Origin of the sequence: Wenyingzhuangia heitensis, assembly GCF_011762155.1 — a bacterium.
Classification (GTDB): domain Bacteria; phylum Bacteroidota; class Bacteroidia; order Flavobacteriales; family Flavobacteriaceae; genus Wenyingzhuangia; species Wenyingzhuangia heitensis.
The window spans coordinates 13,551-29,116 of sequence record NZ_JAASQL010000005.1 but is presented as its reverse complement, the minus strand read 5'-3'; the positions used below and the strand labels follow the sequence as shown (position 1 = coordinate 29,116).

9 protein-coding genes and 1 tRNA gene are annotated in these 15,566 nt (G+C 33.3%); all 10 read right to left on the bottom strand.

The features are described 5' to 3' along the window. Positions 1-186: 186 nt before the first annotated feature. The gene (locus FHR24_RS13385; protein ID WP_167189853.1) at positions 187-1,911 is read right to left on the bottom strand and encodes a SulP family inorganic anion transporter; all 1,725 of its coding nucleotides are present in this window, start codon (positions 1,909-1,911) and stop codon (positions 187-189) included. Position 1,912: 1 nt separating this feature from the next. Then, positions 1,913-2,935 carry a Holliday junction branch migration DNA helicase RuvB gene (gene ruvB, locus FHR24_RS13380; protein ID WP_167189850.1) on the bottom strand — a complete coding sequence of 341 codons (1,023 nt, stop codon included), beginning with the start codon at positions 2,933-2,935 and terminating at the stop codon, positions 1,913-1,915. Between the two features lie 41 nt (positions 2,936-2,976). Continuing rightward, positions 2,977-4,119 carry a sterol desaturase family protein gene (locus FHR24_RS13375; RefSeq protein WP_167189847.1) on the bottom strand — a complete coding sequence of 381 codons (1,143 nt, stop codon included), beginning with the start codon at positions 4,117-4,119 and terminating at the stop codon, positions 2,977-2,979. A 148-nt stretch (positions 4,120-4,267) separates the two neighbouring features. Next, positions 4,268-4,341 (bottom strand) — tRNA-Asn (locus FHR24_RS13370). A gap of 176 nt (positions 4,342-4,517) precedes the next feature. Beyond that, positions 4,518-5,339 carry a LamG domain-containing protein gene (locus FHR24_RS13365; protein ID WP_167189843.1) on the bottom strand — a complete coding sequence of 274 codons (822 nt, stop codon included), beginning with the start codon at positions 5,337-5,339 and terminating at the stop codon, positions 4,518-4,520. A gap of 292 nt (positions 5,340-5,631) precedes the next feature. Further along, positions 5,632-7,155: an alpha-L-fucosidase gene (locus FHR24_RS13360; RefSeq protein WP_167189840.1), complete on the bottom strand. Its 1,524-nt coding sequence runs from the start codon at positions 7,153-7,155 to the stop codon at positions 5,632-5,634. After that, the gene (locus FHR24_RS13355) at positions 7,145-8,449 is read right to left on the bottom strand and encodes a glycoside hydrolase family 117 protein (protein WP_167189837.1); all 1,305 of its coding nucleotides are present in this window, start codon (positions 8,447-8,449) and stop codon (positions 7,145-7,147) included. Before FHR24_RS13355 ends, FHR24_RS13360 begins: the two co-directional genes overlap by 11 nt. 15 nt (positions 8,450-8,464) lie before the next feature. Beyond that, entirely contained in the window at positions 8,465-10,459 is a 1,995-nt protein-coding gene (locus FHR24_RS13350) for a right-handed parallel beta-helix repeat-containing protein (RefSeq protein ID WP_167189834.1), read from the bottom strand. Between the two features lie 31 nt (positions 10,460-10,490). Beyond that, positions 10,491-12,698, bottom strand: a complete 2,208-nt coding sequence (locus FHR24_RS13345; RefSeq protein WP_167189831.1) for a T9SS type A sorting domain-containing protein — start codon at positions 12,696-12,698, stop codon at positions 10,491-10,493. Between the two features lie 13 nt (positions 12,699-12,711). After that, complete coding sequence (locus tag FHR24_RS13340) at positions 12,712-15,537, bottom strand: glycoside hydrolase family 2 protein (RefSeq protein WP_167189828.1); 2,826 nt, start codon at positions 15,535-15,537, stop codon at positions 12,712-12,714. Positions 15,538-15,566: the final 29 nt, after the last annotated feature.

Genomic DNA, 15,566 nt, shown 5'->3' with positions numbered 1-15,566 from the left:
AAGGATGCTCTTTTAAACATCCTTTTTTGTATAAAAATATCATTAAGTTCTAAAAGAAAGAGTATTGTAAAAACATTAAGTCATAAAAAGACTGCTATTGGTAAATTTAAATATGATTTTCGGAATTTTCCTTTATTGATATTAAGGTAATTTATTTGGTGAAATTTATTTATAAAAAAACGGAGCTTATATATTAGCCTGTTCTATATAGTCTGTTAAATCTTGATTTCTATCCAATTTACCTGTTTTGTAATAGGTAAGTGCATCATTATTATTGATAAAGAATTTTTGTGCTCCAACTTTATCTACAATTCCGCTTTTGGTCAACATATCTCTTACAGGGCCTTTTACGTTAGAAAAATAGACATCTACCTTTTTATCATTGTAAAAGTCTATAGCTGTTTCCATCATTTGTATAGCAGTACTATCTACCCCGTTAATACATTCACAATCTAGTAGAATAAGTTGTAAATTCGTTCCTTTTTCCTTTGCTCTTAGCTGTAATATTTCATTAAAATAGTTTGCATTTGCAAAATAAACTCTTGCATCAAAACGTAAAATTAAAATATGCGTATCTATTTCTACTTCTTCAAATCTATCTATATTTCTAAAAATATTTGTATTCGGAATTCTACCCAACACAGCTACGTGTGGTCTAGAGGTTCTTGCAATTAACATTCCTAAAGACAAAACAACTCCAATGGTTATCCCTTCTTTAATCCCTAAAAATAAAGTCCCAGAAAAAGTAGCAATCAACATCCAAAAGTCACTTTTATTTAAATTCCATAAACGAATAGCTTCTTTATAATTGATTAATTTTATTACAGAAACAATTATGATTCCTGCCAAAACAGCCTTTGGTAAAAAATAAAAAAATGGAGTTAAAAACAACAATACCAAAACTAAAACTATGATGGAAAATAAAGCAGCCATACCTGTTTTAGAACCCGCATCTTCATTTACTGCAGACCTAGAAAAACTGGCTGTTGATGGGTAAGATTTAAACATAGATCCTACTATATTCATCATTCCCAAAGCGATTAATTCTTTATTAGGAGAGATCATCACATCATCCGTACTTTTTTCAATTGCTTTCCCTATAGAAATAGTTTCTAAAAAACCAATAATTGCTAATGTTAACGCAATTGGAAACAAATCAGCAATCATGTTAAAAGTGATTATTGGAAAACTAAAAGATGGTAATCCTGATGGAATTTCTTTTAAAATAGCCACATTTGGAATTAACGAATGTGTAAAATACAATCCTAAAATTCCTAAAACCACTACTAACAATGGTCCTGGTAATTTGGATTTTGTAATTTTTATGACTAGCAATACAGCAATTGTAGCAATTCCTACAGATAGAGTTTGTAATTCTACTTGATGAATTTGCTGAGTTAACGATATTAAAATTTCTTGTAAACGGTTGCTTCTAGGAATTGGAATTCCCGACAAGTTTTTAAGTTGATTGATTCCAATTACTATAGCTGCTGCAGAACTAAAACCACTAATTACAGGTTTCGATAAAAAGTTTACAATAAATCCCAATTTACCAATCCCTAGCAATAACTGAATTAATCCGACACTAAACGCTAACAAAATAGCCAGTGTTACATAAGCATCAGTTCCGGCAATTGCTAAAGTAGAAATACCTGCTGCAACAATTAGAGAATCCATGGCTACAGGCCCTACAGCTACCCGTTGAGAAGTTCCAAAAATTAAATACATTAATTGAGGTAGCAATGCTGTATACAATCCATAAATAGGAGGTAAACCAGCAATTAATGCATAGGCTATTCCTTGTGGAATTAAAACAACTCCTACAGTAAAACCGCCTAATACATCAGCTTTTAAACTTTCTTTAATATTGTATTTTGGCAACCATTCTAAAATAGGGATCCATTTTTTCATACTAAAACAATTCTCCTTGATTTGTTGGTCTTGAAATTTCTAAATGCTTATATGCTAAATCGGTTACTTCTCTACCTCTAGGAGTTCTTAAAATAAACCCTTGCTGAATTAAAAACGGTTCATAAACCTCTTCTATTGTTTCAGAATTTTCACTTACTGCGGTAGCCAAAGTACTAATCCCTACAGGACCTCCTTTAAATTTCTGAATAATGGTTGTTAGTATTTTATTGTCCATTTCATCCAAACCAAAAGCATCTACATGCAATGCTTTTAATGCATATTTTGCAATTTCAATTGTAATGGTTCCATCTCCTTTTATTTGAGCAAAATCTCTAACTCTACGTAATAACGCATTTGCAATTCTAGGTGTACCTCTACTTCGTCCTGCTATTTCTATAGCTGCTTCCATACTAATAGGTACTTTTAAAATATATGCACTACGCTGTACAATGGTGCTTAACAACTCTGTATCGTAATATTGTAATCTACTAGAAATTCCAAAACGAGCTCTCATTGGAGCGGTTAACAATCCTGAACGAGTAGTAGCTCCAATTAAGGTAAAAGGTTCTAAGTTAATTTGAACCGTTCTTGCATTGGGCCCCGATTCAATCATAATATCAATCTTAAAATCCTCCATAGCAGAATATAAATACTCTTCTACAATAGGACTCAATCGATGGATTTCATCAATAAACAATACATCACGCTCATCTAAACCTGTTAACAAACCTGCTAAATCTCCTGGCTTATCTAATACAGGTCCCGAAGTAACTTTGATTCCTGCCTGTAATTCATTAGCTAAAATATGTGCCAAAGTTGTTTTTCCCAAACCTGGAGGACCATGAAATAAAGTGTGATCTAAAGCTTCTCCCCTAATATTGGCTGCTTCTACAAAAATTTTAAGATTTTCTATAGCTTGTTCTTGCCCTGTAAAATCATCAAAAGAAAGCGGACGTAGTTTTTTTTCTACATCTAATTCATCATTTGAAAAATTGGAATTTTCTGGATTTAGATTTTCGTTCATTCAAGTTTACTTATATAACAAATATAAGCTTTCAATCACAATTATAGGAATGAATATAAAATGTATGCAGCTACAACTCCGTATTTAAAAATTTCTATAAATATTACAGATTGTTTTTCTACCATTCTACCAATAGAGACTAAGGTTACCAGCATAAAAAAGGTCATTACCTCTAAGCCATATGTTGGAATATCTGCTATTTTATAAGACATTGTACACAACACTACCACTACTAAAGCAATATTACCTATAATAGAAATTTTTTCTATTAACGAATAATTTTTGTATTGATAAGAGCCTTTTTCTACATACAAAGGTAAATGCTCTAACTCTCCTGTTGCGGGAACCCAATCGGGTCCTTGAAACAAAACATTCAGCTTTCCTTGTAGGGTAGGCATTTGTCTCATTAAATAAAATAAGTTGGCATAATAATGAAATACTCCTGTCACAAAATCTCTAGAATTAATATCCATGGTAATTCCATACTTCACCTCTTCTTCTTCTCTCTGAAAAGTACCAAACAAACGATCCCAAATAATAAAAATACCTCCGTAATTTTTGTCTAAATACGCTGTATTACTTCCATGATGTACCCTATGGTGTGAGGGGGTTACCATAAACTCTTCTAAAATCCCTAATTTAGGAATTAAAGGTGTATGTAATAAAAATTGATACAATCCTAAAACAGCATGTGTCCCTAAAACAACCTCAGCAGAAAACCCTATAATAGGCATTGAGGTCCAAAAAAGTATTCTTATAAAAACCTGAAATGGTGTTAAATTAAAAGCGACACTGTAATTATAATCTTCACTTTGATGATGAATAATATGAGATCCCCAAAAAAGATTAATTCTATGCCCGGATTTGTGGTAAAAATACCACACAAAGTCAGACACCAAAACAGCTACCAAAAACCATTCTGTTGTTTGTGGAATTTTAAAAATCGCAAAATATTCGTGTAAATAATGATAGAAGAAAAAGATAATAGGCACCATAAACACTCCAGCTATTCTATCAAAAATACCCATAGATATATTGGCTATGGTGTTTTCAAACCTAAATATTTTTTTTCCTTTTCTTCTTGCAACTATATATTCTGTTGCCAAAACAAACATAACAATAGAAACTACAATAAATAATCCCGCGTTATCTCCTTTAGGCATTAAAGAAATTTCTTCCTTCATGATTCTAATTTTTAAGACAAAAATATAAAACTATCCACAATAAATCTATGGATTCTACTCTAGATAATCTTTGTCTAAACAAACGTTAAAACCTTTCAAAAAAGGATATAAAAAAAAGCGTTAACACTGTGTGTTAACGCTTTTAAAGCTCCCCCTCTAGGACTCGAACCTAGGACCCTCTGATTAACAGTCAGATGCTCTAACCAACTGAGCTAAGGAGGAAGTTGCATATAGCTACAAAAACCTGTTTTGCGAGTGCAAATATATATATAATTTTAATTTCTACAACTATAATTTTCTAAAAAAAATGAAATCTTTTTCATCTAGAAATGGCTTTAAAAACCTAACTAAAACTATAAATCTCATATACAGATATTTATACAATTCACTTCTATTATTTAATCATTGACCAATTGATACGTATGAATCCAATCTACATACATCATATTTATTTTATCATTACTAAGGTCTTTTTTATCTGCTATTCCTCCTGTCCAACTATGTACACTTGTCCATAAATCCCATATAATATTTAAATCTCTTGTAAACTTTCTAGTAGAAGTTACACTACCCGCTGGTTCTCCGTTAATATAAAAGTAAACATGGTTGGCATCTGGCCAATAACAACCTAATGTTTGATAAGCCTCATTCCATTTTTTTCCTTTAGCAGGGTTTTCATCAGATAATTTTCTGTTATCAAAATTACCATGTGCTCTTTCTACATCGTTATTTTCTACCACAAAATACTGCGAATACATGGTATAAGGTCTGTTAGACTGATTGTTAAATGAAGGATTGGTGTTGTGTTCACAAATATCAATTTCATCTCTAGTACTTCCTCCATCAGATCCCTTGTTCATCCAAAAAGTACTAAAGGCTGATATGCCTGAAGTTTTCATGCAACTTTCTGTATACATCGGGAATTTTATTGCTTGTTTAGACATCACTCGTGAAGTTTTAAACCATCTACTAGATGATGCATCTAAAGTAGCCTTGATCCACAATTTTCCGTTAGAGACTCCAGAATTCTCTGCAACCATCTGTACAGGTTCTTCGTAATTCCATAGTGTTTTTCTCCATTTTGTTTGATCCCACTCGTCAAATTCATCTGTTAACCCTGCTACAGTTTGCCATTTTTTCCCTTTGGGTGCTTTGGGTTGTGCATAGCTAGTTGTTAAAATAAAAAGAAACAATACCGTTAAACTTTTGTTGATATTCATAATTTGTTTTTTAATGAACCTCAAATTTAGATACAAGTAATTAATTCTTTTAGATGTTGCTGTTTTAAAAAACACATCAAAAACTGAACATTTAGAGAACAACTAGACAGGTTTAGATGCTAAACTATCTAGATTTATATCGCACTTCTTGTGCTTTGTCTTTCCTTTTTGTTTATTTGCTAGGCATATTTCATTGCGATGCGATTGTTTTTAAAACTATTTTATCCACAAAAAACCCTTTCTCGTTTTACGAGAAAGGGTTTTTTAATGTTCCTATTTTAAGCTAAGACTGTTATTCCAACTCTAACTTAAACACATTGGCAATACTGTTCATTTCTGCATTCGGAATGGTTAAAAAGAAAGTTGATGTACTGTGTTCAAACTTAGTTTCTGTACCTGTTCCCATATGCGTAATCTTTTTAATTTTCCCTGGAGGAATGTTTCTGTGGTAACCTCCTATAGAACGCATCTCTATTTTCTTACCTGCTTTAGGAGTTCCTAAAAAGAAAATATACATTGCTTTTTTATCTTTAGCTACTGTAAAACGAACATCATTGGCTGTGTATTTTACAGAAGAAGATTGACCTGCATTGTGTCCCTCTCCAGTAGATGCGTTACCAAAACCAAAAATATTATGAGGTCTAGTTCCGTAAACAGCTTCTCCGTGAACCTTCATCCAATCTCCAATTTCTTTTAACACATCTCTTTGTTCTTGATTGATAACTCCATCAGCTCTTGGCGATACATTTAATAATACCACTCCATTTTTACTCCAAATATCAATCATGTTACGCACCACCATATCGGCAGTTTTATAAGGGTGACCTTCAACATACATCCAACGGTTTTTTCCTAAAGTCATGTCTGTCATCCAAGGTGTAGGCCAAGAATCTTTTCTTCCTCCTTGTTCGTAATCTAACACACTGTAATCTAATGGTAAATCTTCTTGTTTGTGAGCCAACATAACCTCTTTATGTTTTTTAATTCCGTTGTTAAAGTGATGAGCTGCCATTTCGTTACGTTTCTCTTCTGGAATTAAGTTTAACCATGAGTCGTACCATAAAATATCTGGGCTGTATTTATCTACAACTTCATTTACTTGATCTAACCAATATTGATTAAAATCTTCAATTTTCTCAAAATTCCCAAACAACTTACGCAATTTAGGATCTGTAGTAGCAGTTGGTAAATCTGGATGATACACATAGTGACTGTTATAAGCAGTCCCCCACAATTCTGGTTTGTCTGCATTACGTTGTCCGTTACGTGCATGATGAAAAGTAGCAATGGTTTTTAATCCTTCTTTTTCTAAAGATTTAAAAATATCACTCAAAACATCTCTTTTAGGTCCCATATCTGCTGCATTCCAAGGATTCACTTTACTATCCCACATAGCAAAACCATCATGATGTTGTGCTACAGGCCCTGCAAATTTAGCTCCTGTGTTTTTAAACAATTGAGCCCAATCATCTGGATCAAATTTTTCTGCTTTAAACATGGGAATAAAATCTTCGTATCCAAATTCAAAAATACTTCCGTAGGTTTTTTCATGATGTTTACGAACTGCATTATTTTCCTTATACATATTGTGCGGATACCAAGCGCTTCCATATGCAGGTACACTGTAAGGCCCCCAATGGAAATACATTCCTAGCTTTGCATCTGCAAACCATTCTGGTGCAGCACCGTGTTGTTTTAAAGATTCAAAAGTTGGCTTATACATCTTAACCTCCTGCTCTTGTTTTTTAGATATACTTGTACAGCTTACTAAAACTGCAACTCCAATACCTAACGCGTATTTTAATTTATTGTGCATTTCTTACTTTTTGATTTTGTTCTTTGATACGTTTTTTTTGTTTTCCGTTTAATCCATGTCTGTTGTAATGGAATTCTGGAGAATAGTTGTAATAGTGATCTTTCATATCTTGATCATCTACATCTTGACTTAAATCACAATCAAAACGAGTTAACACAGAGTGTCTCCAGTTCCCTCCTGCATTTATAAAGTGTGAAATTCCCCAAGTAATTCCTTTTCCATCTTTGGTATCTGTAAATGCATCTGGCACATAAGGTCCTGCAGCAACAGGTAACAATTCGGTAATAGAAGCTATCTCAAAATTCACCCAATCTTTTGCGTATTGAATCGTGTTGTGCTCCATTCCGTCACGCTGTACAATAGCAGCAACTCCTTCTTTAAAAGGAAACAAGGTGGTTTCGTGACCCGAATTAATTACTGGGTTTAAAGGATGTTTTGTAAAAGGCCCTAATGGATCTTCTGCAATAGCTAAACCTTGCATTCTAATTTTAGACGGTTTAAATTCTGGTCTCTTATCAAAATCCCCTTTGTAGTACAAATAGATTTTTCCATCGTGTACTAAAGGATAAGGATCGTGAATAGAGTATTGATCCCAAGAACCTTCTGGTCCATTAGGAATTACAATTTTTCCTGTATGATGCCAAGGTCCATCTGGTGAATCTGCCCAAGCTACAGAAACAGGACAAAAATCTCCTCTTAAACCACTAGCTTCTTCAAATGCTTGAAAATACAAATAATACTTGCCTTTAAACTTTAAAATATCTGTAGTTGTTACAGATCTCCAACCTGCTTGAGGTTTTGGAGGACGAGGAACTGCAATTCCTTCTTCTTTCCAGGTAAACCCATCTTCTGAAGTTGCATACCAAATATCTGCCAAATCCCAGTCTGCGGATGGAATTACATCTGTTGCTTCTTTAGCACGAGACATTCCTACAGGTTTTACAGGAGTTTTTCTACCTGTATAATAAACATAGTATTTTCCGTTTTCAAAAATAACTTTAGAAGGGTCTCTACGTGTAATAGTTCCATCTCCTCCGTTATAATCAAAACCTTTTAATTTGGTGTATTTAAACTGTGTGTATAATTCGTTTTGTTCTGGACGAATTTTATCATAAGCATCATAATTTCTTGCTACCGCAGCACTTAATGGTCTGTCTGGTTTTTCACTCGGAATAAAAAAAGGAAACTCTTCGGAAGCCTGTTCTTCATTTTTTGAAGTTTTATCGGCTTGTTTTTCTTGGCAAGAAAACAACAAAGTTGCACAGGCTGCCAAGCTCAATACGTATTTTTTCATATTTCTTAATTTATTTTAGTTTTGTTTTTTAATGGATTTGATTTCTAATTTTTTATAGTTACTACTTGGTGTCCAAGCAAAACCTTTGGGAGTCCAATTTACACCAGGAACCCAAGCTTTTGCACCAAACTCATAAGCACCTAAATCTGGAGCTTTGTTTTTAAAGTTGGTGGTTATTTTTTTAATTTTCTGACCTTTGTCAATTAAAGGAGATCCTTTAAACGGAACAAATAGACTGTTGATAGCGACCAAAAAAGGAAGTTCTGAAAACTGATGATTGTTCTCAAAATCGTTATCAGCATCTTTACCTATGTATTCTTTTTCATCTACTCTATATTTTTCTCCATCTCCAGAATGCCACCAAGGCCTAACATCAGAAATATTATTATACAAAACATTGTCTTGCACATTGGTCTGTTTTCCATTTCTTTTGGGCACCCAACAGTCTATTAAAGCTTGATCTGGTTTACCTACATTCCAGAAAGTATTGTTGTAAATTTTATTTTGAACAGCATTCCAATTAAAATGCAAACCTCCCCATTCTACATCCCAAACCACATTGTGATGTACAATATATCCTGCTGAGTTGTTGTCTAAATAAATTCCCGTAGCTTTTTTTCCTGCATGATGGTCATCTGCATAAGCATCATGGAACCAGTTGTGGTGTACTTCTATATTTTTAGGAATGCTTCTTCCTGTCACATAAAACAAACCTCCATCGGCACCAGAAATCAAACATTTTTGAACGTGATTGTAAGCAAATTCACTATCATCACCAGAAACTTTTACACCGTCTCTTGCAGATCCGTACAATGAATTATTTAAAATCTGATTGCGTTTTCCATCACTAATTAATAAAGCAGCATGCAAACCAATGGTGTTGAAATTTTGAATGATACAATTTTCTACTTTGTTAGATTCTGATTTTCTACTTAAATACACTCCGTTTAATGTACCGTTTTCTAACACACATTTTTCTAGGGTGTTAAAATATCCTTCCATAACTTGAATAGCTGCATTGCTTAAAGCAGCTCCGTTTAAATCGGTTATCAATCTATCTGTACCATTCTTTACCATGCAGTTGGTCACTTTATTATAACTCCCTTTAATGGTTATCATTCCACCAAAAAAGTTAAGCCCTTCAAAATGAATGTAATTTTTGTTGATATTGGCTGTGTTTTCTCTAGTTGAAATTTCGACATGATCCTTTGCTGGATTTTTTCCATCAGGAGCATAAAAATAAAGTTCTTTAGCAGTAGTATCGTAATACCATTCGTTGGGAGCATCTAAAGCTTCTAATTTGTTCATCAAATAAAAAATTCCACGATGTCCGTTTTCTAAACGAGTAGGGCTGTGTGTTTTTCCAAAAGGCCATTTATCTGGCAAAGTGTTAAAATGAACACGATGTAAATCTTTACTGTAACCTGTAATGGTACGTTCCCAACTACAACCGCTATGCGCTCCCAAATAGTGTATAACTCCTCCTCTCCAATCAAAATCTGGAATTTCATTATTACTGATGTACGACATAGAATAGGTTCCTTTTCTTTTATCAATAAATTTGGCATCTAAGGTATATTCATTGTAATCTACGTTGTTTGGCCAACGTGCAATTTGCATTTTCTGATGATTGAAATACACATTATTTCCTGCTCCCAAAGGCATATTTACATTCTTAGCTTTGTATATATTTCCTGAATGCAATTCCCAATTGGTAACTTTTTCTGTTGCCGTAACAATTACCACATCATTTTTGTATTTGGTATAAATAATAGGTTTTCTTTTACTTCCTGAATTTTTAGGAACAATATTTTCTCGATACGTTCCTTTATGTATATAACAAATATCTCCTTTCTTCATCACATCAGCAGCTTGCTGAATGGTTTTAAAAGGGTTGTGGATAGAACCATCTCCTTGCGAAACATTGGCAGCATCAACATGATACTCTTTAGCAAAAACTTGACATGTTGCTAGTATTATAAAAAACAGTAATTGAAATATTTTTTTCATCCTTTTAATTTTCTAATAGCCAGTCTATCAATTATATTTTAATTATTTTTTTAGTTACTGTTTTATTCAACGTGATAAAATAAACTCCAGCCTCTAAACTCTCAATACTAATTTCTTTCGTTGTTCCTTCTTTCAGCAATTTTCCTTCTACAGATTTAATTTCCCAATTTTTAAGATCACCCGTAATAGTGATGTTTTTTTCAGCAGGAATAGGATAAACCCCTAAATTTTGATTAAGCTCTACCTCCTCTGTAGACATACCTTCATTATCCTCGGTTCTTTTAATTTCTCTAGAAAAATTAAAAACTTGCAATGCACTACTACTTATATGACCTCCGGTTTCTCCAAAGACAACCTCTACTTGATTGTTCCCACTACTAATAAGATCAAAAGGCACCTTAATTTCTAACATTCCAAAAAACTGATCTCTTCCTCTCTGCAAATCTCCTCTGTAATTATCTGGAATATCTATGCTTGCTCCATTTACTTTAATACTAGTTGGAAAACGATGTAAAGACAATGCTCTAGCCAATCCTAAACGCAATACAGCTTCTCCATTTGTTCCTTTGTTAATGTTCTCAAAAGTAAAATTCACTGAAGTATTAGCTACAATAGACTGCTTATAAGTAGTTGCATAGTGTTTTTCTTCTAGAGATGTTTTGTTTACAACTACCTCATCTTTAAAAATATACTTTGCGATAAGGGTCTCATCATCTCTAATTTGCTGTACTTCCTCTAAACTATTGTAAGTGTTTTTGGTTAACATTACCTGTTCATCCTCTGTAAAATATAATCTTTTTACTTCTATTGATTCTATTTTATTAGTATTTACCCCTTTTATGTTTAGATTAAAATCAATTGTAGCACTTTCAATATTATTTAAAATCACATACACTTCTTTTCCATTCGCATAGGCATCTACTTGAAAATCTAAATGATTTGCATGCGTATCTAAACGCACCCCTTTTACATCAGACCACAATTCATAAAACTTAATATATTCTGTCCAAACCCATTCTCCACTATACGATTCAGGTTCATTGGCTTTTCGCAACAACCTACATCTGTAAGGTATGTCTTTCGCAGCATCATACCCCCACTCTGCTTTTGGCATCACAAAAGGAATGGCACTCACAAATACATTAGGACGTTCTAAAAACTGCATTAACATGGCATTAAAAGCCTCTATTCTTCTCCAATCATTATGTGGTCTCCATAATCTGTCTCGGTCAGACATCCCCCATAATTGACCACCATATTCTGTAATAAAAAACGGCTTTACTTTATTGTACTGAAGCATGCTATAATGCTCCATCATATCAAAAGTAGCCTCGTTTCTTCCTCCTTTTCGATACTGTTCAATTTCATTTCCATTCTGAATAGGTCTGTCATACAAGTGAATTGTATAAAAATCAAATGCAGAACCATAATCTCTAATAAAAAACTTCCAACGCTCTTCCCATTCTTGCAGATTTCCTCCTTCATCAAAATCTGGAAAAGCTGTACCAAATCCTCCTACTTGTAAACCAGGAACTTTATCATGTATAATATCGGCAACCGTTTTATGAAACTTAAAAACTTTTTCTAGGGTTCCACCTCCATCGTGATTTCTATCTACAAAATGCCAAACAGGCTCATTCATAATTTCAAAATACTTAGGCATTGGAAAACCATCGATTCCTCCACTTCCAAAATAATTGTTAAAATAATTGGCACAAAACTCTCCAGATGCGGTTCCAAAAGGCTCTAATGTAGTATCTGTACTGGCATAGTACCAACCTCCATCTGTAGGATTGTTTCCGTTTGGAAATAAAGGCAATTGCTGATTTGCAACTATAAAATTTCCTTTTTCATAAGCATGTCGATCCGTTTTTTTCGCATATGAAGCTTTGTCAGCATCCCCCAATATTTTCATGTGATTAGGATCTGCATAGCCTGGTCTGGTTGGATCTTGATTCACTCTTTTTGCGCTTGATTTTATATGTCCTGTTTCTCTACCAAAAGAAACATCTAAATCATTTACTAAATATTCAAATTTATCCATATCACCATTCCAAACGCTAGCCGATTGAGACGAATGTACATTGATCCACTTAGAGCGATTAAAAGTAGTTTCTCTTCCTACTTGATGATTCACATCAATATTTACATCTACTTGAACTTGGGCACTTGTCTCTAAGCCTACAAAAGAGACCAAGAGCATCCAAAATAATCTTGATGTATATATTGATGTTTTCATTTTATTTATATGTTTAAAATTCAAAAGTTAAATCAATAACAATAGGCTCATCTACATTTCCGAAATATTTTTTTAAACTTCCTTGCGGTCCAGATTGCGATGCTTCCATAAATTTGGTTCCCATTGCTGGTATGTTTTTCACGAATGAAATGTCACCTTTTGGGAATTTATTTACTGCAGCACCTCTACCAAAATCGGCAGGTTGTTTTGGGGTAAGCATTCTTAAAAAAGTAAGATCTGAATGGCAGTATACTGTAAAACCATTTGCATTATTCCCTTTTAACTTTACCCAATTAAGACTAGAGAAAAAGCCTTTAAACTCTGGATATACAAAACCTGGTTCTCCTGTAGCAGAATCGTTATAATCGTTTTCCCAAACTTTAAACTGTGTCCCTTTCATACGATTACTCCACACACGATATGGACCGTCTCCTAGCCATTTCATACCCTTAACTTCTTCTTCGGGAAAGGAAAAAGAAATACCAAAATATTCTTCTACAATTTTTTTATTTTTTATTTCAACATGTAAATCTAGAATACCGTTAGAATTAACTGTCCATGTAAAGAAATCTTGCGTAAATTCTTTACTTTCTTTCCAATCGTAGTACTTATGCTTTTTCTCGAAAAATGCAGTAATTTCTATTTTGTTATTTTTTGATGTTACTTTTACGTCTTCTAATTTAGATTTACCACCTAACAATATTGGTCCATCTTTTAAAGGAATTACTTTCCCGTTTATTAAAACCTCTTTAAGTAATCCGGTTTTAGCCGAAAATTTAAACTGACTATCGCTAGTATTTACTGTTATTACATTATCTGAAGTAATGGATTTAATATTTCCGTTTTTTGTATAGCTAATTTTATCGCTATTAAGTTGCTTAGGTGTTTTAACAGGGTAGGTCCATGTGAAAATTTCGTTTCCATGAATATCTGTTGCTGTTAAGTACAAGGCATCTGCCGATTTCCATTTTTCTGGTTTGTTTACCGTAAATTTTCCTTTTTCTAAAGGGGCTAGTTTAGGTAATACTACTTTACTTTCTGCTAGAATTTTAATATCAATTGCATCATCTGGACCATTAAAATTAACCCATTTGGCTGTCATAGAACATTCGTCCAAATCGGTAAAATGGTACCTATTTTCAACATTAAATACTCCAGAGAAATCATCTCTAATATATCTATCGGCAATATAAATTGGCGACCACACTTCTTTTATGGTAAAATAACTAGCCTCTTTTTCGCCATAAGGCCCAACAATTCCGTCTGCTCCGTGATTTCCATCTGTATCAATAATTCCTCCTTTATCTGTACGTACCACTCCTTCGTCTGCAAAATCCCAAAGAAACCCACCTGCTGCCAATGGCATATTCCACATTTGTTTCCAATAATCATCAAGTCCAGCACCATGACCACCATCATATAATCCATGTAAAAACTCCGTTGGAAAGTATATTTTATCCTTGCTAGGAGAATCAAAAGCAAACTTATAGTAATCTGGATAGTGCATGGTATTTGTCTTTTTATAGACGTTCCAAGGGTGAATAACTTCTCGTTTTTGAATATCCCATTTTGCAAACTCTTCATCTAATTTAGAATTCCAACCACTTTCATTACCATTGTCCCAAATTAAAATTGACGGGTGGTTTACATCTCGTACAACAAGCTCTTTAATAAGTTTTTTACCCACTTTTGTGTCTAAATAGGGTACGTGCCATGTACATAACTCATCCAAGACAAACAGTCCAAGGGAATCGCAGGCTTCTAAAAAGTGAACATCTGGTGGATAATGAGACATACGTATCGCATTCATATTCATGTCCTTTATCATTTTTGTATGTTCAATACTCAATGCTTTTGAAGTTGTTCTTCCTGAATTTGGGTAAAAAGAATGATGATTTACACCTTTAAATTTTATTTGTTGCCCATTAACATAAATACCATCGCTCTCTCGAATTTCAACAGTACGGAAACCAATGCGTTTAGAAACTGTATGTAATTCATTTCCTTTTTTATCTAGTAGACTTATTTGAAGCTTATATAAATTTGGCTTTTCAGGATTCCACGTTTTAATATTATTTGCTTTAGTAGATAAAGACAATTTTCCTTCTGTCTTTTCAACTTTTAAATCTGAAAAATCTTGTACTAATTTTCCGTTTACACCAAACAATTTTACTTTTACAGAAGTTGCTTTTTTTGAAGTGGTAAAAACATCTGCTACAATATTTCCATTGGCTTGCGCATCTATTGCCACACGTTCTATAAATTGCTTAGGTAAAACTTCTAAATATACAGGACGATAAATCCCTCCAAAAATCCAAAAGTCGGTATTACGCTCTGCAGCGTTGATAGACTCATTAGAAGACATTTTATGCACCTTTACTTCTAACTGATTTTTTGCTCCGTATTTTAATAATTTAGAAATATTGTATTTGAATTCGTAAAAAGCACCTTGGTGAATTTCTCCAGCCAATTTTCCGTTTATTTTTACTTCGGCATCAGTCATTACACCTTCAAAAACAATTTTCACTTCGTTCTTTTTCCAATTTTTATCTACAAAAAAATCGTGCTTGTAAATTCCAAACTCATTGTGATATTCTTTTTTTGCTTTGTAATCTCGTCCGTAATTGTAATTTCCAAAACCTTGTAATTCCCAACAAGAAGGCACTTCTATTTTTGTCCATTTTTTACTTTCCATTCCATCAGAACAATAAAAATCCCAGGCAACTGTATTGTCTTTTCCCGTTCCAGATAAATATCGTTTGTGAGTTGTTTGTCCCTGTACTGTGTAAATAGTCAGCAAAAACAAAGCAACAATTCTTATGATTGATTTAAATTTCATTTTTTATGGTTTTGGTTTAGGGTATTCTA

Bases quoted from the DNA above. Each gene is read 5' to 3' on its own strand.
- FHR24_RS13385 (WP_167189853.1), bottom strand. From the start codon at position 1,911: ATGAAAAAATGGATCCCTATTTTAGAATGGTTGCCAAAATACAATATT.
- ruvB (WP_167189850.1), bottom strand. From the start codon at position 2,935: ATGAACGAAAATCTAAATCCAGAAAATTCCAATTTTTCAAATGATGAA.
- FHR24_RS13375 (WP_167189847.1), bottom strand. From the start codon at position 4,119: ATGAAGGAAGAAATTTCTTTAATGCCTAAAGGAGATAACGCGGGATTA.
- FHR24_RS13365 (WP_167189843.1), bottom strand. From the start codon at position 5,339: ATGAATATCAACAAAAGTTTAACGGTATTGTTTCTTTTTATTTTAACA.
- FHR24_RS13360 (WP_167189840.1), bottom strand. From the start codon at position 7,155: ATGCACAATAAATTAAAATACGCGTTAGGTATTGGAGTTGCAGTTTTA.
- FHR24_RS13355 (WP_167189837.1), bottom strand. From the start codon at position 8,449: ATGAAAAAATACGTATTGAGCTTGGCAGCCTGTGCAACTTTGTTGTTT.
- FHR24_RS13350 (WP_167189834.1), bottom strand. From the start codon at position 10,459: ATGAAAAAAATATTTCAATTACTGTTTTTTATAATACTAGCAACATGT.
- FHR24_RS13345 (WP_167189831.1), bottom strand. From the start codon at position 12,698: ATGAAAACATCAATATATACATCAAGATTATTTTGGATGCTCTTGGTC.
- FHR24_RS13340 (WP_167189828.1), bottom strand. From the start codon at position 15,537: ATGAAATTTAAATCAATCATAAGAATTGTTGCTTTGTTTTTGCTGACT.